This window comes from Conexibacter sp. DBS9H8, assembly GCF_023330685.1.
Lineage (GTDB): Bacteria > Actinomycetota > Thermoleophilia > Solirubrobacterales > Solirubrobacteraceae > Palsa-465.
Genome location: NZ_CP097128.1, coordinates 2,126,978 through 2,146,892, shown reverse-complemented (window position 1 = coordinate 2,146,892; position 19,915 = coordinate 2,126,978). Strand labels below are relative to the sequence as shown.

Here is a 19,915-nt window from a genome sequence, read left to right as displayed (position 1 = left end):
CCTGTCACCCTGTGGGCGTATGGATCTCGCCCTGCTCGAATCGACCCTCGCGGAGTTGGGGGAGCCGGCCTACCGGGCCCGGCAGATCTGGGAGTGGACGGCCCAGGGGGCCGACGGGTACGCCCAGATGACCAACCTTCCGGTGCGGTTACGCGACGCGCTCAGCGAGCGGGTGCCCTTCAGCACGATGACCGTGGAGCGGGAAGCCCGCTCGGCGGACGGGACGATCAAGGTCCTGCTGTCCACCCATGATGGCCGTCCGATCGAGGCGGTGCTGATGCGCTACCGGGACGGCCGTCACTCACTCTGCCTCTCCTCCCAGTCGGGCTGTCCGCTCACCTGCGCGTTCTGTGCGACCGGGGCGATGCGGTTCGGGCGCAACCTCACCGCCTCCGAGATCCTCGATCAGGCACTCCACTTCCGCCGCCTCGGCCGGGTCGATCACGCCGTCTTCATGGGGATGGGTGAGCCGATGATCAACCTCGCCAACGTGCTCGCGGCCTGCCGGCGGCTGCCGGATCTGGGGATCGGCCACCGGCACACGGCGATCTCGACCGTCGGTTGGATTCCCGGGATCACGACGCTCGCGGCCGAGCCGATGCCACTGCGTCTCGCCCTCTCCCTCCACGCCGCCGACCCGGCCCTGCGGGAGGAGCTGATGCCCGTCAACGCCCGCTATCCGCTCGCCGAGGTGATCGCCGCCTGTGAGGCGTTCTATGCAGCCAAGCGCCGGATGGTGTTCGTCGAGTACGTGATGCTCGCCGGCGTCAACGATTCGGTCGGCCAAGCCCGCGCGCTCGCCGACCTGCTCGACCCGCGGATGTTCAAGGTCAACATGATCCCCTACAACCCGACCGACTCGACCTTCACCGGCTCCTCCCCCCGGGCGATCGCCGCCTTCGCCGCCGAGCTCGAGCGCCGCGGGCTGTCGGCGACCGTTCGGCTCACCCGGGGGCGGGATATCGACGCCGCCTGCGGGCAGCTCGCCGCCCGCGTCTGAGGGCCGCCGGGGTCCACCGGCCCTTCACGACCCCCAGTGGAAGCTGGCCGTCGCCCCGGCCGCGAGCGTGTCGGTGAAGTACGCCCCGCCGTCTCTGACCGCGAAGGTGATCGGGGCGGCGGAGTGGTTGTAGGCGAGCAGGGCGAGGCTGCCGTCGGGCTCGACGGCAGCGACGTCATCGAGCCCGGCGCTGAGGTAGTCGCGGCCCGGTCCGGTGTAGTGAGCGGTGACGAACGTGTTGGAGGCGATCCGCACCGCCCCGGGAGCGAAGATCTCCGACGCCTGTCCGACCTCGTCGAGGCTGACGGTCGGCGTGACGGTGTGGGTCGCCGGGTCGATCGTCACCGCGCCGCTGCAGCCGGGGCAGCCGCGGTTGGGCTCCTGCACCGGACCGCCGGCCGGGTTCAGGGCGAGGTTCCACAGCAGGACCTGTGAGGCGTCGTTACGCAGCGACTGGATGACGATCTCAGAGATCGGGACGGTGCTGATGCCGGGAGAGCATTCAGTGACGATCGCCCCGAGGCGCGGGTCGAGCGCGTGGACGGCGCTCATCACCGTCGGCGGGCCGTAGTAGCAGTGCCAGGCGATCGCGGCGAGGTTGCGCGCCGCGTCGCCGGTCGCGATCGCGCGCGCGTAGGCGGGCGACCCCCAGCCGACGTCGGCGCCGTCGATCTGCACGTGCAGGCCGGCGCGGTGCAGGCGGGCGGCGAGGGCGGCGTTGATGAGGGCGGACTCGAACGCGGGCCCGATGTTCATCCCCGGGTAGGCGGTCGGGTTGCCCGGCTCATTCGCCGGGGTGATCGCGGTGATCGGAATGCCGGCGGCCCGGTAGGCCTGGAGGAACCGGATCATGTAGGCGCCGTACTCCCCGCCCGCACCGGGCCGGAGCGTGCCGCGGTCACCGACGTTGCCGAGGGAGTCGTTGCTCTTCATCCACGCCGGCACGCTCCACGGCGTCGCAAGCAGGCCGAGGTGCGGGTCGACGGTGAGGGCCTGATGGAGGGCGGGCAGCACCGCGGCGCGGTCATGGGCGATCGAGAACCGGCGCAACGTCGGATCCGGCGGCCCGTCGTCATAGCTGTAGGGGACACCGTTGGTGGTGAAGTCCGAGGCGCCGATCGGGATCCGCAGGACGCGCAGGTCGAGCTCGGCGGGGCTGAACAGCTCGGTCATCAGCGCCTGGCGGGTCGCCGGGGTGAGGTCACCTTCGATCAGTGCGGCGGCGCTGTCGGTCAGCGCGGCCCCGAAGCCGCTGATCGTCTGGGCCCGGGCGCTCGGGTCGAGACGGATCACGCGTGTTCCCGGGGGCGGGGAGCCGGTTGTCAGGGTGAGCGGCGGCTCGGCCCGGAGGGCGACGTGGGCGGCCGGGTCGGTGAGCAGCACCGAGACGGCCGCGGAGCTCGGGCTTGTCGCCTGCGCGGTCGCCGCTCCGACGGCGAGCAGGAGCGCGAGCAGAGCGACGGCCAGCCGCCCCCAGCCGAGCCACCGTCCGGGTGCCGACGGCCGGCGTGTGGGGGACCGGGCCACCCAGGGGCCCATCAGCCGCTCAATGCGTCAGCCGGCGGAGTCGAGTCGGTCGCCCGGTCCCCGCGGCGCGCCTCCCCCGCGGCGAGGAGTCGCTCGCGCAGCTCCTCCTCAACCTCGGGAGCAGGGTCAAAGGCGCTCGGGTCGGGCAGGTCCGCGAGCGAGCCGAGACCGAACAGCTTGAGAAACAGCTCGGTGGTCCGGTACAGGCTCGCACCGAACTGGGAGCGCCCGGCTTCCTCGATCAAGCCACGCTCGAGCAGCGTCTGGGTCGCCGACTCGGCGTTGACGCCACGGATCCGCCCGATCTCGGGCCGACTCACCGGCTGGAGGTAGGCGACGATCGCGAGTGTCTCCGCCTGAGCGCCCGACAGCGGCGGGGTACGTGGCTTGGCGAGCAGCCGCCGGGCGGCGGCCTCGGCATCGGGGTGGCTGGCCAGCACCCAGCCGCCCGCCAGCTCGCGCAGGACGATCCCGGCGTCCCGCTGACGGTAGCCGTGGGCGAGCTCGGTGAGCGCTGCTGCGATCGCGTCGGGTTCGGCCTCACATGCCTCGGCGATCACCGCGAGGTCGAGCGGGTCGGAGCTCAGGAAGAGCAGGGCCTCCACGTCGCGGACGAGGCTCACTGGCCCACCTCAGGCGCTCGCCCGCAACCCGCGGGCGGACCGGTCAGTCGCGGCGACGGTGATCTCGCCGAAGGGCCGCTCCTGTACCCAGGCGAGTTCGCCCTGCTTGTAGAGCTCGAGCAGGGCGAACAGGGTCACGGCGACAGTGACGCGGTCGGCCCCGATGACGGCGTCGTCAAAGCGGAAGCTGCCGCGGCGCAGCAGCGCGCGGACGTGAGCGAGCCGCTCCGCGACGCTCACCTTCGCGGTCGGGATGTGGCTGACGTTGACCTGGGGCGGCAGGGTAAGCAGCGCACCGATCGCCCGCGTGAGCCGGGCGGGCGGGTAGATCGCGTCCGCGAGCGGGAGCGTCGCGCGAGCGAGCGGCTCAGGCAGCGGAGCCGAGCGGAACCGGTAGGGCCCCTCCGCGGCGAGGCGAGCGCTGAGAAAGTCCGCGGCGCCGCGGTAGCGGTGGGCGGCAAGAAGCCGCTCGAGCAGCTCGGCGGCCGCCTCATCCGGGGCCAGCTCGAGGAGATCCTCAAGTTCCTCGCCGGGCAGCATCAGCCGTGACTTGAGCTCGAGCAGCGCCGTGATGAGGACGAGGAACTCCGTCGCGAGCTCGAGGTCGAGCTCCCCGCGCGCCTCGAGGAAGTCGATGTAGGTGATGACGACATCCGCGAGATCGACCTCGAGCAGGTCGATCTCCTCCCGCAGGATGAGGGTGAGCAGCAGATCGAAGGGGCCGGCGAACACCTCGAGGTCGAGTTCGAGATCGATCAGGCGCAGCGGCGAGGGGCGACCGGGCGGGGGCACCGTGCTCAATCTACCGACGGGGGCGGCGGTGGCCCGGTGGCCACCGCCGGCTCAGGCCCGCCCGGTGGCGCCCGGTGCCCGGAGCGGGCCGACGCCCATCGCCTCCCGCACCTCCGCGAGGGTGCCCGCGGCGATCTCCCGGGCGCGGTCGGCGCCGTCCGCGAGGATCGCCTCAAGGCCGGTCTCATCCGCGCGCAGGAAGCTGTAGCGCTCCCGAACGGGGGCGAGATAGCCGACGACGGCCTCCCCGACGGCACGTTTGAGATCGCCGTAGCCCGCCCCCTGAAAGCGTTCCTCGAGCGCAGGCAGGTTCGTCGACTCGACGACGGCGAGGATCTCGAGCAGGTTCGAGACCCCCGGCTTGTCCGTCCCATGGCGGATCTCCCGGTCTGAGTCGGTCACCGCGGAGCGGAACTTCTTCAGGATCGCCTCCGGTTCATCGAGGACGAAGACGGTTCCCTGCGGGCTCGGGCTCGTCGTCGACATCTTCCTCGTCGGCTCCTGGAGGTCCATGATCCGCGCTCCGATCTCCGGGTAGACGCCCTCGGGGACGACGAGCCGGTCCCCGAAACGGCCGTTGAAGCGGTCGGCGACGTTGCGCATCAGCTCGATGTGCTGGCGCTGGTCCTCCCCGACAGGGACGATACCGGCCCGGTAGGCGAGCACGTCGGCGGCCATCAGCACCGGGTAGGTGAACAGGCCGACGGAGACGAGCTCCTGGCGTCCGGCCTTGTCCTTGAACTGGGTCATCCGCTGCAGTTCGCCGTAACCGGTGACGCTCGTCAGCAGCCAGGACAGTTCGGTGTGCTCGGGCACGTCGGACTGGCGAAAGAGAATGCAGCGCCCCGGTTCCAGCCCGGCGGCGAGCAGGAGCGCGGTCAGGTCATACAGGCTCGCGCGCAGCGCGACGGGCTCGTAGGCGACCGTCGTCGCGTGCAGGTCGACGATGCAATAGATCCCCTCGCCGCGGTCCTGCCAGTCGACGTAGGGGCGGATCGCCCCGATGTAGTTGCCGAGGTGCTTGCGCCCGGTCGGCTGGATCCCGGAGAAGATGCGCGCCATCGTCGCGCTGAGGCTAGCGCCCGGCCGTGAGCGCGGCCCGGGCGACCGCGAGCGCGACCCCGACCCGCGGGGCGAGACTGTCGGCGCTCACGTACTCACCCGGGTTGTGGGCCCCTCCCCCCCGCGGGCCGAGCCCGTCGACGGTGAGCGGGATCGTCGGCGCGAAGTGCGACGCGTCGGAGGCGCCGCCGCGCCCGCCGGCGACGATCGGCGCGCCGTAGCCGGCGGCGGCGGCGGCGATCAGGTCGGTGGTTGCCGCCGCCGCGTCCATCGCCGGCCACACCCGCTCGAGCCGAGGGTCGATGCCGACCTCCCCGACACTGCGGGGCACCGTGTCGAGCACGACGGCGAAGGCCTCCGTGTCGTCGGCGCGGATGTCAACGGTCAGCTCCCCGTGCGGGGGGACCATGTTGAGTGCCTCCCCGGCCTGGAGGATCGTCGGGACGACCGTCAGCCGCTCCGGGCCGGCGGGCGCGTGCAGGCGGGCGAGCCCGGTCGCGACCTCCGCGAGGGCGAGCAGCGCGTTGGCTCCGCGGTCGGGCTGGCTGCCCGAGTGGGCGGCCCGTCCGGTCGCGGTGACCCGCAGCGTCCCCGCCCCCTTGCGGGTGACGATCACCTTCTCCTCGCCGTCACCGGTTCGCTCCCCCGCCTCAAAACAGAGGCAGGCGTCATAGCCGCTAAAGCGGGGCGGGTGGATGAACGGGGCCGTACGCCACTCCTCGTCGCAGACGAGCAGCAGCGCGAGCTCGTTGAAGCGACCCGGTTCGGCCAGCAGCGCCCGGAGCACGGCGAGGCTGACGGCGACCCCGCCCTTCATGTCCGCGGTCCCCGAGCCGATCAGGCGATCTCCCTCCCGGCGCACCGGCTGGTGGCGCTCGTGGGAGACGACCGTGTCGAGGTGCCCGAGCAGCAGCAGCCGACGCGTGCCGCTACCGCGGTAGCGGATCAGCAGGTCCTCAGCACAGGCCGGCGAGGAGCAGGGGATTCGTTCCCGCTCAGCCTCGGCGGGAAGGAAAGAGCTGACGAGCTCGATGCACCGTTCGGCCCCGGGATGGTCTCCCCACGGACTGGAGACCTCACACAGGGCCGCCATCTCCGCGGCGACCCGCGCGACCGTCGCCTCATTCACCTCGCTGCCCATCGCCGCCCCGCCGCCGGCCTACAGTATCTGGCGCAGCACGGGCCGGCGGGCCGCGCCGGCCTCGTCGAGGCGCCGCACCGGGGTACCGTAGGGGGCGTGACGGGCGATCTCGGGGTCGGCTCGGGCCTCCCGGAGGACCTCCGCGACGATCTCGACGAACCGGTCGAGCGTCTCCCGGGTCTCCGTTTCGGTCGGCTCGATCAGCAGCGCCTCCTCGACGAGGAGGGGGAAGTACACCGTCGGCGGGTGGACCCCGAAGTCGAGCAGCCGTTTGGCGAGGTCGAGCGTCTTGATCCCCAGCTCGGCCTTCATCGGCGCACCCGAGAGGACGAACTCGTGCATCGCGAGACGGTTGTAGGCGGCGGGCAGGTACTCCCCGACCCCGGCGGCGGCGAGCTTGGCGAGGAGATAGTTGGCGTTCAGCACCGCCGTCTCCGATGCCTCGCGCAGCCCCTCGGCGCCGAGCGACAGGATGTAGGCGTAGGAGCGGACGAACACGCCGTAGTTGCCCTGAAAGCCGCGGAGACGGCCGATCGACTTGGGCCGGTCGAAGTCGAGGTCATAGACCCAGCTGGTGGCGGGAGGGGTGGCGGTGGGCTCACCCCCGCCGTCCGGCGTCGCCGGCCGCCGGATCACCTGCGGGCGCGGCAGGTAGGGCTCGATCCGGTCCGAGACCGCGATCGGCCCCGACCCGGGGCCGCCGCCGCCGTGCGGCTGGGTGAAGGACTTGTGCAGGTTGAAGTGGACGATGTCGAAGCCCATATCCCCGGGGCGGGTGATCCCCATGATCGCGTTGAGGTTCGCGCCGTCGTAGTACAGCGTCGCCCCGACGCCGTGGATGATCTCGGCGATCTGGGAGATGTTCGGCTCGAACAGCCCGAGCGTGGAGGGGTTGGTCAGCATCAGGCAGGCGACGTCTGAATCGGCCTTGGCCCGCAGGTCGGCGAGGTCGACGTTGCCGTCGCGGTCGGTGGCGAGCTTGACGACCTCATAGCCGGCCATCGTCACCGTCGCCGGGTTCGTTCCGTGCGCGGTCTCGGGCGTCAGCACCTTGGTCCGCCGCTCACCGCGGTCCTCGTGGTACGCGCGGGTGAGCAGCACGCCGGCGAGCTCCCCGTGGGAGCCGGCTGAGGGTTGCAGGCTGACGTGCGGAAGGCCGGAGATCTCCGCGAGCGCCTCCCCGAGCCGGTACATCAGCTCGAGGGCCCCCTGGGCCCGGGCGGGGTCCTGGAGGGGGTGCAGGCGGCTGTTGCCGGGCAGCGCGGCGACCCGCTCGTGCAGCTTCGGGTTGTGCTTCATCGTGCAGGAGCCGAGCGGGTAGAACCCGGTGTCGAGGTCGAAGTTGCGCTTGGAGAGCCGGTTGTAGTGGCGGACGATCTCCGGCTCGGTCACCTCGGGCAGCCGCGGCGGCTCGGGGCGGCGCAGGTGGGCGGGCAGGAGCGCCTCCACCGACACGGCGGGCACGTCGAGGGCGGGGGCGACGAACGCCCGTCGGCCGGGCACGGACCGCTCGTAGATGGTCAGCTCGTCATCTGCGGCCTGGGTGAAGGACCGTCCCGGTCCTGGGGCGACGGCGGTCATCTACAGCGCCTCCTCGATCGTGGTGGCCAGCAGGTCGATGTGGGCCCGGGTCCGCTGTTCGGTGATCGCGATCAGCAACTCGTGCTCCGAGAGCCGATAGCCGGGGTTGATCTGTGCCCGCCGGCAGTGGGCGATGACCGCATCGAGGTCACCGTCGACGGTGATCGGGAACTCCCGGATCACCGGCTGGGTGTGGGAGAGCCGAACGCCCGGAATCGCGGCGAGCCGGCGACGGGCGTAGTCGGTCCGGGCGAGCAGCAGCTCGGCGAGCTCGACGATCCCGCGCCGTCCGAGCCAGCTGAGGTAGATCACGCCGGCAAGCGCGTTGAGCGCCTGGGCGGTGCAGATGTTCGAGGTCGCCTTGTCCCGACGGATGTGCTGCTCGCGGGTCTGGAGGGTGAGCACGAACCCGCGGCGCCCGTCGAGGTCGCGGGTCTCCCCCGCCAGCCGGCCGGGAAGGCGGCGCAACAGTGCCTCGGTGACGGCGAAGAACCCGAACGACGGTCCCCCGTAGTCGAGCCGGTTGCCGAGGCTCTGGCCCTCCCCGACGACGATGTCGGCGCCGACCGCGCCGGGAGCCTGGATGATCCCGAGCGGGATCGGGTCGGCCGCGCAGACGAGCAGCGCCCCGGCGGCGTGGGCGGCCTCGGCGCAGGCGGCGATGTCCTCGACCGCGCCGAGGAAGTTCGGCTGGGCGACGATCACCGCGGAGACGTCGTCGCCGAGCGCGCCGAGCACGGTGACGCCGTCAGTGAGCTCGACGACCTCGACGGTCATCCCGTAGCCGTGCGCGTAGGTGGCGAGCGTCTCGATTGCGTGCGGGTGCACGCCGGCGGAGACGACGAACCGGCGGCGGCCGTTATGGTGCTTGGCGACGTACCCGGCGGCGGCGACCGCAGAGGGCCCCTCGTACACCGACGCGTTGGAGACCGGCAGCCCGACGAGCTCGGAGATCGCCGTCTGGTATTCGAACATCGCCTGCAACCCGCCCTGGGAGATCTCGGGCTGATAGGGCGTGTAAGGGGTGAGGAACTCCGACCGGGAGATGATCGCGTCGACGAGCGCGGGCACGTAGTGGTCATACATCCCGGCGCCGAGGAAGGTGATCTCATCCTCGGCGGACACGTTCGCCGAGGCGAGCCGGGACAGCTCACGGAAGACCTCCTGCTCGGCGAGCCCGGCGGGAAGATCGAGGCGCCGTTCCAGCCGCAGCGGGGCGGGGATGTCGGCGAACAGCGCCTCGACGGAGTCGACGCCGATGACCTCGAGCATCTCGGCCCGGTCGGTGGGGGTGACCGACGTGTAGGTGCTCATGGCAGCGTCGCCGCGTAGGCGGCCGCGTCCAGCAGCGTCTCGATCTCCGCCGGGTCCGACAGGCGGACCTTGACGAGCCATCCCGCTCCGTAGGGGTCCTCGTTGATCGCCTCCGGGTTCGCGGCGAGCGCCTCATTGACGGCGACGATCTCCCCCGACAGCGGGGCGATCACCTCCGACACGGCCTTGACCGACTCGACCTCGGTGTAGGCGGCGTCCTTGCTGACGGTGCTCCCGACGGCGGGCGCCTCGAAGAAGACGACCTCGCCGAGCGAGTCCTGGGCGTACCAGGTGATGCCGAAGGTCGCCTCGTCCCCGTCCACGCGCGCCCAGTCATGCTCGGCGTGGTACTTCAGCTCGCTGGGATAGTCGCCATCAGCCATCAGCAGGTTCCTTTGGGTAGAGGGGCTTGGATGCGACGACGGCCTCACGCGGCGCGCCGCGAACGTCGATCGTCAGGGGGGTGCCGACCGCGGCGTGGTCGGCGAGCACGTAGGCGAGCCCGATCCCCTGCTCGAGGCTCGGGGAGAAGCTGCCGCTCGTGACGGTGCCGATCGGGTGCCCGTCCGAGTCGATCACCGGGTTGCCCGGCCGGGGAATCCCGGGGCCGGTGAGCGTGAAGGCGATGAACCGCACGCTCGGGCCGGCGGCCCGGATCGCGGCGTTTGCCTCCGCGCCGATCCCGCCGCTGTCCTCCTTGACCGCCCAGCCGAGACCGGCGCTGATCGGGTCACGGTCGGTCGACAGGTCGTTGCCGTAGAGGTGAAAACACGCCTCGAGGCGGAGCGTGTCACGGGCGCCGAGACCGGCCGGGACCGCGCCGGCGCTGAGCAGGGCCCGCCACACGGTGGGTGCGTCGGCCGGAGCGAGCAGCAGTTCGACGCCGTCCTCACCGGTGTAGCCGGTGCCGGCGATGAGCATCTCGACACCGGCGACGCGCCCGGGCCGGATCTGGAACCGCTCCGGGAGCGGGCCGTCGCCGAGTCCGGCGACGAGCCTGCGGGCGGCCGGCCCCTGGACGGCGAGCATCGCGTAGTCCTCGGCGGCATCGACGATCTCGACGTCGGCGTTCAGGCCGTGGGCGCGGAACCAGGCGAGGTCGGCGGCGTGGTTGGCCGCGTTGGTGACGGTGAGGAACTCCGTCGCCGACAGCCGGTAGCTGAACAGGTCGTCGAGGACCCCGCCGTCGGGCCGGCACAGCAGGCTGTACTGGGCAGCGCCGTCACCGAGCCGGCTCACGTCGTTGCTGCTGAGGTGCTGAAGGCAGGCGAGCGCGCCGGGGCCGCGGGTGAGGATCTGGCCCATGTGGGAGACGTCGAAGATCCCGGCGTGAGCGCGGACCGCCAGATGCTCGCTGCGGATCGATCCATAGTGGATCGGCATCTCCCATCCGGCGAAGGCCACGAGCTTGGCGCCGGCGCTCACGTGCTCCTGATACAGCGGGGTGCGGCGGATCTCGGCGCTCACCTCCGGGAGGATAGGACCCGGGCCGATGGATCCGGTCACGGCCGTGGTCGCCCACGCGCGTCCGCTCGGGGCGCAGCGGGGCCGACCTGAGCGGTCGCGTGATACAGGCTCGACATCACCTGAAAGGACGGCTTCGGATTGCCGTACTGATCGAGCACGCCCTTGTCGACGAACGGCGGGTTGCCGATCGGGTCGCCTCCGTCGTAGCCCGGTTCGGCGGCGAAGTCCTGCATCGGGAACCAGATCGCCCCCGCGAGCCAGTCGAGCTGGTCGAAGACGCCCATCGAGTAGGCGAGCATGTCGTCCTGATACTGGTAGGTGCCGCGAACCTCGACCGGCCCGTTGCGGTCGCCGCCGTAGCCGACCTCGGTCACCATCAGCGCCTTGTCCGGATAGCAGGCGCGAACGCTCTGCAGGAACGGCTCCAGGGCTTGGCGGTCGGCGGTCGCCCCGCCGTTCTCATCGAACCACCCGAAGTACTCGTTGATCCCGATCACGTCGAGCGGGGCGTAGGCGACGGGTTGGCAGCCGATCCCCGGCCAGTCCTCGACGGCCATCCCGACCGGTCGGGTCGGGTCGAGGCGGTGAGCCTCGGCGGCCTGAGATTTGATGTAGGAGATCTCCGGACCGGTCGCGGTCGCCGGGAGCTCGTTGGCGATGCTCCAGAGCAGGATCGACGGGTGATTCTCGTTCGTCATGATGTTGTCGGCCAGCAGCCGTGCGGCCGCTTGGCGCCAGCCGGGGGAGCTGAGGTTGGCGTCATTCTGCTGCTCGGAGAGGAAGCTGCCGTAGACGGGGATCTCAGACCACAGCAGGATTCCGTCCTCATCGGCCATCTGCTCGGCCTCCGGATCGAGCGGGTAGTGCTCGCGGATGATGTCGGCTCCGAGGTCGTGGGCCCAGGTGAGCAGCTGGCGTTGCTGGGCAACGCTGAGGGCGGCCCCGGTCTGCACGGTCTGCTCGTGGATGCTGACGCCGCGCAGGTGCAGCTGCTGCCCGTTGAGATAGAGCAGACCGCCGTGCCAGCTGATCTCCCGCACCCCGGAGGCGTAGCGGTAGCCGCCCAGGCGCCGTCCCCGCGCATCGGTGAGGGTGAGCGTCGCGGCATACAGGAACGGGTGCCCGGGCGCCCACAGGCGCGGGTGAGCAAGCGTCGCCGTCGCAGTCGGTCGCCACACCCCCCCGACAGGGATGCGCGCCTCACCGAAGTCGAGTGTGAGCGGTCCGTAGCGGCCGGCGAGCGCGACGGTCTCGGGACGACGGGTCGGGTTCGTCACCGTCGCCTGCTCCTCGATCTTCGCCGCGCAGCGTGGGCAGGGCAGGACCGGTCGGATCACGGCCGCGTCGAGGTTCGCCTCGGCGACGGGCCGCAGGTAGACGGCGTCGAGGATGCCTCCGAAGTTCCACCAGCCGCTCTGGGGCCCGGCGGGGAGAGTGGTGGGGGTGTGGGTGTCGTCGACCCTGACCACGAGCGTGTTCGCGCCCGCACGGAGGTCGCCAACCACGAACTCGAACGGAAGGTAGGCGCCCGCGTGGGTTCCGAGCAGGTGGCCGTTGAGCCACACCTCGGCGTCGTAGTTGACCGATTCGAACTGGATCACCCAGCGACGGGCCGAGCGCGGCACGTACCGAGTGAAGGCGTGCGCGGGCACCGTGAAGTCACGCCGGTACCAGCCGACCGTTCCGGCGAAGCCCGCCGCGGTGTAGTTCCCCGCGTTCCAGGCGTTCGGGATCGCGACCTCGCTCCACTGACTCGTCGGGTTGCCCGGTCGCCAGTACCCCTGGCTGATGCCGAGGTTGTCGGGGTCGGGGCGGTAGAGCCAGGTGCCGCCGAGCGTGTAGCGGTTCTCGGGGCCGTCGGTCTCGAGCGCCCCCGGGGTGGGCGGCTGGGCGACGTAGGGAGTGAGCTGGCGGTAGGGCAGGCCGTAGGTCGGGGTGACCGTCGTACCGTTGGCGACCGGCGGCCCGGGTGCCGGGGCGGCGGGCGTCGTTGCGACGCTCCCCCGATCGGGGACCGGTGTCGCTTGGGCCGGCGGCTGGCCGGTGACGCCGAACCAGCCGCCCGCGACGACGACCGTGAGCGCGAGCGCGATCGGGGCCCGGCGGGAACGGCGGCGGTTATGCGCACGCCCGATCACGGCAGGACCCGGATCAGCTCGGTGAGGGTGGTGAGGTTGCCGGCGTGGTCGCGGACGCTGGCGGTGATCCGGTAGACCCCCGGGTCGGCGTAGCGGTGGCTGACGCGGGCGAGCCGGGGGCCGTGCACGGTCGGGGTGCCGTCGCCCCAGTTGAGGGTCACGAGAGCGACGCCGCTGGCGGTGGCGCCCGGCTCGGTCGGGTTCGGCGGATCGGTGGCGTGCAGCGCCGCCCGCTCGAGGAGCCCGGCCCGACGCGGGCCGCTGAGGCGCAGGGCGAGGGTTGGTGGGTAGGTGTCGACGACGAGCACCCCGGCGCGTGAGGTGGAGGTCTGCCCGGCGGGGTTGGTGGCGGTCACCTGCCAGGCGTAGGTGCCGTCGGTGAGCGGGCCGAGGGGGATCGCCGTCGCCGCCGTCTGGGCGACCGGCCGCCCGTCAAGGCTGACCGTGTAGGTGACCGGGCCCCAGTCCTCGGGCGCCGGGTTCCAGGCGAGAGTGGGCCGGCTTGTCGTTGCCTCGACCCGGCCGGGGGCGAGCCCGGGCGAGCCCGGCGGAGTGTAGAGCTGCTCGGTGTCGATCGCCAGCGCTCCCGGGCTGCCCTGGACCCACGCGACGATCCCGTCGCCGCGGCCGTCCCCGGCGATCGCGAGCCCGTCGGTGGACTGGACCGGCCCGTTCGCTGGGCTCGACAGCGCCACCGGCCCACTGAAGTCGACGCCGTCCTCGGCAACGTCGACCATCACCGAACCGAGGCCCGGCCCGCCGTCGGCGACCCAGGTGAGCGCGCTCGTGATGAGGCCGAACACCCCCGGCACGGGGTCCGGAGCGGCCGCATTCGTCTGCGCTCCGACGGGCTGGGTCGCCTGGGGCACGCCGTTGGTGTCGAGGACGGTGCCGGCGACACCGTAGGGAGCGGTCGGGCCGCCACCGGAGGTGGCGGTCCCCGCGACGATCGGTGCCTGTCCGACCGCGGCGGTGATCAGGCCGCGACCGTACTCGCTCATGGCGATCTGTGGATCGTCTCCTGCCAGCCCGGATTGGGTGATCCCGTCGACCGCCGTCGTCGGCCCGGTGTCCTCGGCGATCAGCCGGGTGAGCATCGCCCTCGTCACCGTACCTCCGCCGTCGGAGAACGTCTCGTCGAAGACGATGTCGGGGTAGCTGGAATCACCGCCGGAGGCGACCTGGGGGGCGCCGGCGCTCACTTCGGTGAGCCCGGCGTACGTCGCCGGGTCGTCCTGCTCGGTCTCGACGCTCGTCTCGGTGCCCCACACCCGCCGTGAGTAGACGTGCCCGTTCTCACCCCAGGCGACGATGCCGACCCCGTCACTGGCGGCGACGATGCTTGGAGCGCCCGATCCGGTGCCGGCGTCGTCGGGGGTGACGTTCATCGCCTCCGGACTCGCGGGCGTCCAGGCGGTCCCGTTGAAGTACTCGACGTCGACGGAGCTGCCTGCACTCATCGTGGCGGTGTAGGCGAGGTAGCCGACCCCGAACAGGTTCATCGAGATCGCGGGCGCGGACGCGTCGGTGGCGAGCAGCTGCGGAGGGGTCAGCGCGCCGGCGCCCGAGGTCGCGTCGGTGACGTAGAGGTCCGATCCGCTGAGGAAGGCGATCAGCAGACGACCGCCGGTGTCGGCGCTGATGACCGGATCGGTCGCGCCCGCCAGAACGCCCGTGTCGAGTTGCTGGGGTGGCTGGAGGACACCCCCGAGCAGGCGGGCAAGGTAGACGTGGCTGATCCCGCCGACGGTGGCCGAGTAGACGATCCCGCCGCTGCCGTCCCGGGCGACGGCGACCCCGCCCAGCGTCACCTGACCGAGCCCGCTGACGAGCTCGTGCACCCCGCCGGGCACATCTTGGGCGCCGGCCGGAGCCGGCGCCAGGGCGACGGCGGCGCCGGACAGGAGCGCGACCAGGCACACGGATGCGAGCCACCGCGAGGCGGCGACGGGCAGGTGCCGCCGGTTCGCGCCCGCCACCGCACGCTGCGCCGCGCAGCGGCGGCGGTGATCGCGCGAGGGGGTGGTCAGCGGAACTCGGAAGACGTGCACGGCACTGGGGCGCGCTCCCGCAAGCGCTCCGGGTGAACGGCCTGCGACGCCTCCGCTCTCTCAACGAGACGGTGGGCGGAGAAGTTGCGCGGCGCGTCGGCGCCGCGCGTCTTCGCCATGCGGTCTAGCGGTCCTTGAGGAAGGACGGGATGTCGATCTCGTCGTCCCGGATCTCCAGGCTCGAACGCTGGCGGTCATCGAGTGACACGTCACCGCGCTCGCGCCGCCGCGGACGATCGGTCCCCGCCGGGGCCCGGCGCACGCTGGCAAGTCCGGCGCTCGTTCCGCCCCGTTCGCGGTCAAAACCGGTCGCGATGACGGTGACCCGAACCTCATCGGACATGTTGTCGTCGATCACCGACCCGAAGATGATGTTCGAGTTCGTCGCCGCCGCGGTCTGGACGATCTCGGCGGCCTCGTTGACCTCGAACAGACCGAGATCGTGGCCGCCGGTGATGTTGAGGAGGATCCCGGTCGCGCCCTCGACCGACTCCTCGAGCAGGGCGCTGGAGATCGCCTGCTTGGCTGCCTCGGCCGCGCGGTTCTCACCGGATGAGCTGCCGATGCCCATCAGCGCGGTGCCGGCGTCGTGCATGATCGTGCGGACGTCGGCGAAGTCGACGTTGATCAGGCCGGGGATCGTGATCAGATCGGTGATCCCCTGCACGCCCTGGCGCAGAACGTTGTCGGCCTCACGGAAGGCGTCGAGGATCGTCGTGCGCCGCTCGACGAGCGCGAGCAGCTTCTCGTTCGGGATCACGATCAGAGTGTCGACGTACTCCTTCAGCTTGGCGATCCCGTCCTGGGCCTGGCGGGCGCGCTGGGTCCCCTCGAAGGAGAACGGGCGGGTGACGACGCCGACGGTGAGGGCGCCGATCTCGTTCTTGGCGATGTCGGCGATCACCGGGGCCGCGCCCGTGCCAGTGCCGCCGCCCTCCCCCGCGGTCACGAAGACCATGTCCGCACCCTTGAGCGCCTCCTTGATCTCGTCTCGGGATTCGGCGGCCGCGCCCTGGCCGACCTCCGGGTTCGCCCCGGCCCCGAGGCCCTTGGTGAGCTCGTGGCCGATGTTGAGCTTGATGTCGGCCTCACACATGGCGAGCGCCTGGGCGTCCGTGTTCGCCGCGATGAACTCGACGCCGCGCAGGCCCGCGTCGACCATGCGGTTGACCGCGTTGGTTCCACCGCCGCCGACACCGACGACCTTGATCACTGCGAGGTATGAGCCGCTGCTCTCCATGCTCTTCTTTCGTCCGACCCTGAATGTAGCGTTGAGGCTTTATTGCCCAGCGCCCGTGTTTCGGCAGAGTTTGGCACCTTACGCACCCAGGTTCCGTGCCGTCAACGCGCCGGCGGGGGCGCAACAATTCTTTCAGAACCCAGAACCCTCGATCCTCGCCCGAGACTCTCGACTCGTCTGCGGTATACCTCGACTTTAGGTTGAGGCTTACGTCACCCTCCGGCACCGACCCCTGCGGCCGGCCGCTCGGGGGCTGTGACGTCGATGTAGGACGCGCCGGCCGAGTTCGGGCTCGCGAGCACCGCGTCCGCCGCCGCCCATTTGGCCGCGAGGTCTCGGGTGCTGCCGAAGTACAGCGCCGGTCCGTTGTGCAGTTGCAACGTGACCCCATGTGCGGTGTCGGAGCGGGCGGCGGTGATCTCAGCGAGCATCTGGAACGGTGCCGCGCTCAGGACCGCGAGTGTTGCGAGCGTTCCCGGGGCCGTGATCGGCCGGCCGGCGGCGTCGGGCGCCAGGGTGAGGAGGGGAAGACCGCGCACCGGCCGGCCGGGAAGCAGGACGCCGTGGGCGTCGACGGCGACGAGGGCCCCCCCACTGTGGACCGCGGCGACGGGGATCGTCTCATCGACGGCGATCGTGACCCCGTGGGGGAAGTGCAGCTGCGCGGTGACCCCTGCGATGTCCGGATAGCCGGCCACGGCCTGTTTCAGGGCCGCTGCGGAGAGATCGAGCGTGGTCATCCTCCGGGCCGTGCGCGTGAGGACGGTGCGGATCTGGCGGGCGTACTCACCGGAGAGGCCGGTCACCTGGACCTGTCGGATCGCCACGAGTGAGGATGAGCGCAGCCACAGCCAGCCCCCGCCGAGGAGCAGGAGCCCGATTCCCATGGCCAGGAGGATCCGGCGCCAGCGTCTGGGGCGTACGATCCGCACGCGCCCGCGCGGTCGGCGCAGTGCGGTCGCCACCATCAGCGCTCTCGCCACCTGGCGGGCAACGTCACCTCACCGAGGGTCTGCACCTCGGGCTCGAGCTCGACACCGAAACACTCGTGCACGCGCCGGGCGCCGAGCTCCATCAGGGCGACGACCTCCGCGGTCGTCGCCGCACCGTGGTTCTCGATGAAGTTCGCGTGCTTGGCGGAGAACCCCGCCCCCCCGACCCGGAGGCCGCGGCAGCCGGCGCGTTCGAGTAGCTGCCCGGCGGTCGCCCCCTCGGCCCGAGGGTCGTCGGGGTTCTTGAATGTGGAGCCGAAGGTCTTGATGCCGGCGGGCTGAGACGCCCGCCGGCGCGCCCGCAGGTCCGCCAGCGCCGCTCGGACGGCGGCGGGGTCGGCTGGCCTGAGTCGGAACCGTGCGCGGGTGACGATCTCCCCCGACGTCAGGTTCGACCGACGGTAGGCGAACCCGAGGTCCGCCGGGAGCCGTCGGTTGGTTCCGTCACCGGAGACGACCTCGACCCAGTCGAGCGTCCGGGCGAGCTCGCCACCGTAGGCGTTGGCGTTCATCCGCACTGCACCCCCCACCGTGCCGGGGATCGAGACGCCGAACTCGAGCCCGGCGAGGCCGGCCGCGGCGGCGGCGGCGGCGACGGCGGGCAGGCGCGCCCCCCCTCCGCAGGTGATCGAGGATCCGGTGATCTCCGTGTCGGAGAGATGCTTGTCGAGTTTGATGAGGACACCGTGGAAGCCCTGGTCGGCAATGAGTAGGTTCGACCCGGATCCGATGACCCCTACCTCCAGCCCGCTGACGGTCGCCCAGTCGAGGAGGCCGCGCAGCTCATCGAGGCCGCTGGGGCGAGCGAAATAGGCTGCCGGCCCCCCGGTGCGAACGGTGGTGAGGCGGGCTCCGGAGACGTCGCGGTTCACGCCGGGGGGCGGATGGGTGACAGAGGAGGCCATGGTGGTGCGAGGAAAACGAGGCTGCCTCAGCCAGAGTAGAGCGACCGTCGGAGGGAGCGGCACCCGGCGGTCGGGCCCAACCTCCGGCCGTGATCCGGAGCCGCGCCATCACGGCGGCGCGGCTCAGTCGGGGCTGACGAGCTCCCGGCCGAGCCGGTCAAGGTCACCGGCACCCATCAGCAGGCACAGGTCGCCCTCCCTGAGGGTGCTCGTGAGCCAGCCGCGCAGCTCCTCGCGGGCCCGCAGCCAGAGCACGGTCCGGCCCGCGCCGTGATCGGCCGCGGCCGATGCGACGAGGCGCCCGTCGACTCCGGGAAACGCTCCTGCGCACTCCCGGGCGGGGTAGATGTCGGTGACGGCGACGAGGTCGGCGCCGGCCAGTGACGCCCCAAACCCGTCGGCGAGCATCCGGGTGCGGCTGAACAGGTGCGGCTGGAAGACGGCGACGAGGCGGGCGGGAGCGAGGGTCCGCGCGGCGGCGATCGCCGCCGCGAGCTCGGTCGGATGGTGGGCGTAGTCGTCGTAGACCCAGGCGCCGGAAACGGTGCGTCCGAGCCGCTCCATCCGTCGGCGGGCGCCGCTGAAGTGCGCGAGGGCCGCGACGGCGGCGACCGGCTCGATCCCGGCGAGCGTGCTCGCCCACAGCGCCCCGGCGGCGTTGACGGCGTTGTGCTGGCCGGGAACGGCGAGGGTCACCGTGTGGCCTTGCCAGACAAAGCGAGCCCCGGCCGGACCGAGGCTCGCGGCTGGCGCGTCATAGGCGATCGTCTCCCCCGCCCGGGCGGCGAGCCGACGCAGTGCGGGACGGTCCCAGACGACGGCGCGCTCGGCGCCGCCGAGGAACGTCGCGAGCGTCTCCTCGAGGTCAAGGCGGGAGCGGTAGGTGGCGTGGTGGTCGAGTTCGGCGTTGGTGAGCACCGCGATCGCCGGCCGGTAGTGCAGGAGCGAGCGGTCCGACTCGTCGGCCTCAACCACCATCCACTCGCCCGCCCCCCATTCGGCGTTGTGGCCGCTGCTGCGCAGCTCACCGCCGATCATGTAGGCCGGATCGGCCCCGCACGCGCGGAGGATGTGGGTGATCATGCTCGTCGTCGTCGTCTTCCCGTGAGTTCCACTGACGGCGATCAGTCGCTTGAGGGCTGTGATCTGGGCGAGCAGTTGCGCCCGGTGCAGTTCGCCGCCGCCCCCCTCTGACCGGGCGACGACCCGCTCGGGGTTGTCAGGGTCGACCGCGCTCGAGTAGACCACCTCCGCCCCGGCGGGGACGTGGTCGGCGGCGTGTTCGCCGACGATCGGTTCGATGCCCGCCGACCGGACGTCACGGAGATGGGTGCTCTCGGCCCGGTCAGAGCCGGAGACGGAGGCGCCGAGGCGGTGGGCGATGACCGCCAGGCCACTCATGCTCGCGCCGCCGATTGCGCAGAAGTGCAGCCGCCGTCCGGCCCAGGGCCGGTCGGCGTCCGTCGGGCTGGTGAGACTCACTCCCGGGTGAGGACGACCACGGGGATCTGGCGGTCGGTCTTGGTCTGGTACTCGTCGTAGGCCGGCCACTCCCTGACCATGATCGCCCACAGCTCGTCGCGCTCGGCGCCTTCGGCGTCGCGGGCGCGGGCGGCGAACACGTCCGGACCGACCTGCACCTGCACGTGCGGATCGGCTGTGAGGTTGACGTACCAGGCCGGATGCTCGGGAGCGCCTCCCTTGGAGGCGACGACGACATAGTCGTCGCCTCGGGTGCCGTAGATGAGCGGGGCGATCCGCGGGTCACCCGAGCGCTTCCCCGTCGTCGTCAACAACAGGCAGCGGGTACCCTGCCACTCGTGCCCCTCGGCCCCCGCCGTCGCGATGTACCGCTCGACGTGTTCTGTTCCAAACAGCGCGCTCATGGCTGCAGCGTAACGCGTGCGGCAGCCCGGCTCCCGGCTCGCCTGGCGTTGATCGGCCTGCTCGCCGCGCTGATCGCCGCGGGTGCCGTCGCGGCGCCGGGTCCGGCGCGCGCCGGGGCTCGAATCGGCGCGGCCCGTCCGAGGCGGGGCGGGTGCGCGGCACCGCGTCTGCCGGCGACCCGGGAGCCGAGCAACC

The 19,915-nt window shown here is 71.7% G+C and carries 17 protein-coding genes; 1 reads left to right on the top strand and 16 read right to left on the bottom strand.

Annotated features, from left to right (window positions below; translation table 11 throughout):
• The first annotated feature begins 19 nt into the window (after positions 1-19).
• A complete protein-coding gene (rlmN, locus tag M3M55_RS10180) occupies positions 20-1,000 on the top strand; it encodes a 23S rRNA (adenine(2503)-C(2))-methyltransferase RlmN (protein WP_249009394.1) in 981 nt (326 codons plus the stop codon).
• Between the two features lie 24 nt (positions 1,001-1,024).
• Here rlmN and M3M55_RS10175 read toward each other — a convergent pair whose 3' ends face one another.
• The 16 genes from M3M55_RS10175 to M3M55_RS10100 form a co-directional block, all read right to left on the bottom strand.
• Positions 1,025-2,539 carry a glycoside hydrolase family 30 beta sandwich domain-containing protein gene (locus tag M3M55_RS10175; RefSeq protein WP_249009393.1) on the bottom strand — a complete coding sequence of 505 codons (1,515 nt, stop codon included), beginning with the start codon at positions 2,537-2,539 and terminating at the stop codon, positions 1,025-1,027.
• Positions 2,539-3,150: an SMC-Scp complex subunit ScpB gene (scpB, locus tag M3M55_RS10170; RefSeq protein ID WP_249009392.1), complete on the bottom strand. Its 612-nt coding sequence runs from the start codon at positions 3,148-3,150 to the stop codon at positions 2,539-2,541. The genes M3M55_RS10175 and scpB overlap by 1 nt, the downstream gene beginning before the upstream one ends.
• Positions 3,151-3,159: 9 nt before the next feature.
• Entirely contained in the window at positions 3,160-3,942 is a 783-nt protein-coding gene (locus tag M3M55_RS10165) for a ScpA family protein (protein ID WP_249009391.1), read from the bottom strand.
• A gap of 51 nt (positions 3,943-3,993) precedes the next feature.
• Positions 3,994-5,004 carry a tryptophan--tRNA ligase gene (trpS, locus tag M3M55_RS10160; protein WP_249009390.1) on the bottom strand — a complete coding sequence of 337 codons (1,011 nt, stop codon included), beginning with the start codon at positions 5,002-5,004 and terminating at the stop codon, positions 3,994-3,996.
• A 13-nt stretch (positions 5,005-5,017) separates the two neighbouring features.
• On the bottom strand, positions 5,018-6,145 hold the full coding sequence (locus M3M55_RS10155) for a M20/M25/M40 family metallo-hydrolase (RefSeq protein WP_249009389.1): 1,128 nt from the start codon (positions 6,143-6,145) through the stop codon (positions 5,018-5,020).
• A gap of 18 nt (positions 6,146-6,163) precedes the next feature.
• Positions 6,164-7,726 carry an aminomethyl-transferring glycine dehydrogenase subunit GcvPB gene (gcvPB, locus tag M3M55_RS10150; protein ID WP_249009388.1) on the bottom strand — a complete coding sequence of 521 codons (1,563 nt, stop codon included), beginning with the start codon at positions 7,724-7,726 and terminating at the stop codon, positions 6,164-6,166.
• Positions 7,727-9,040, bottom strand: a complete 1,314-nt coding sequence (gene gcvPA, locus M3M55_RS10145; RefSeq protein WP_249009387.1) for an aminomethyl-transferring glycine dehydrogenase subunit GcvPA — start codon at positions 9,038-9,040, stop codon at positions 7,727-7,729.
• Positions 9,037-9,423, bottom strand: a complete 387-nt coding sequence (gcvH, locus tag M3M55_RS10140; protein ID WP_249009386.1) for a glycine cleavage system protein GcvH — start codon at positions 9,421-9,423, stop codon at positions 9,037-9,039. Before gcvH ends, gcvPA begins: the two co-directional genes overlap by 4 nt.
• Positions 9,416-10,507, bottom strand: a complete 1,092-nt coding sequence (gene gcvT, locus M3M55_RS10135; RefSeq protein ID WP_249009385.1) for a glycine cleavage system aminomethyltransferase GcvT — start codon at positions 10,505-10,507, stop codon at positions 9,416-9,418. Before gcvT ends, gcvH begins: the two co-directional genes overlap by 8 nt.
• Before the next feature lie 35 nt (positions 10,508-10,542).
• The gene (locus M3M55_RS10130) at positions 10,543-12,645 is read right to left on the bottom strand and encodes a glycoside hydrolase family 2 protein (RefSeq protein WP_249009384.1); all 2,103 of its coding nucleotides are present in this window, start codon (positions 12,643-12,645) and stop codon (positions 10,543-10,545) included.
• Entirely contained in the window at positions 12,642-14,567 is a 1,926-nt protein-coding gene (locus M3M55_RS10125; protein ID WP_249009383.1) for a PKD domain-containing protein, read from the bottom strand. Before M3M55_RS10125 ends, M3M55_RS10130 begins: the two co-directional genes overlap by 4 nt.
• Before the next feature lie 253 nt (positions 14,568-14,820).
• On the bottom strand, positions 14,821-15,936 hold the full coding sequence (gene ftsZ, locus M3M55_RS10120; protein WP_249009382.1) for a cell division protein FtsZ: 1,116 nt from the start codon (positions 15,934-15,936) through the stop codon (positions 14,821-14,823).
• A 212-nt stretch (positions 15,937-16,148) separates the two neighbouring features.
• A complete protein-coding gene (locus M3M55_RS10115; protein WP_249009381.1) occupies positions 16,149-16,823 on the bottom strand; it encodes a cell division protein FtsQ/DivIB in 675 nt (224 codons plus the stop codon).
• 80 nt (positions 16,824-16,903) lie between these two features.
• On the bottom strand, positions 16,904-17,833 hold the full coding sequence (murB, locus tag M3M55_RS10110) for a UDP-N-acetylmuramate dehydrogenase (protein WP_249009380.1): 930 nt from the start codon (positions 17,831-17,833) through the stop codon (positions 16,904-16,906).
• A gap of 123 nt (positions 17,834-17,956) precedes the next feature.
• Entirely contained in the window at positions 17,957-19,315 is a 1,359-nt protein-coding gene (gene murC, locus M3M55_RS10105) for a UDP-N-acetylmuramate--L-alanine ligase (RefSeq protein WP_249009379.1), read from the bottom strand.
• On the bottom strand, positions 19,312-19,719 hold the full coding sequence (locus M3M55_RS10100; protein WP_249009378.1) for a nitroreductase family deazaflavin-dependent oxidoreductase: 408 nt from the start codon (positions 19,717-19,719) through the stop codon (positions 19,312-19,314). The genes murC and M3M55_RS10100 overlap by 4 nt, the downstream gene beginning before the upstream one ends.
• Positions 19,720-19,915: the final 196 nt, after the last annotated feature.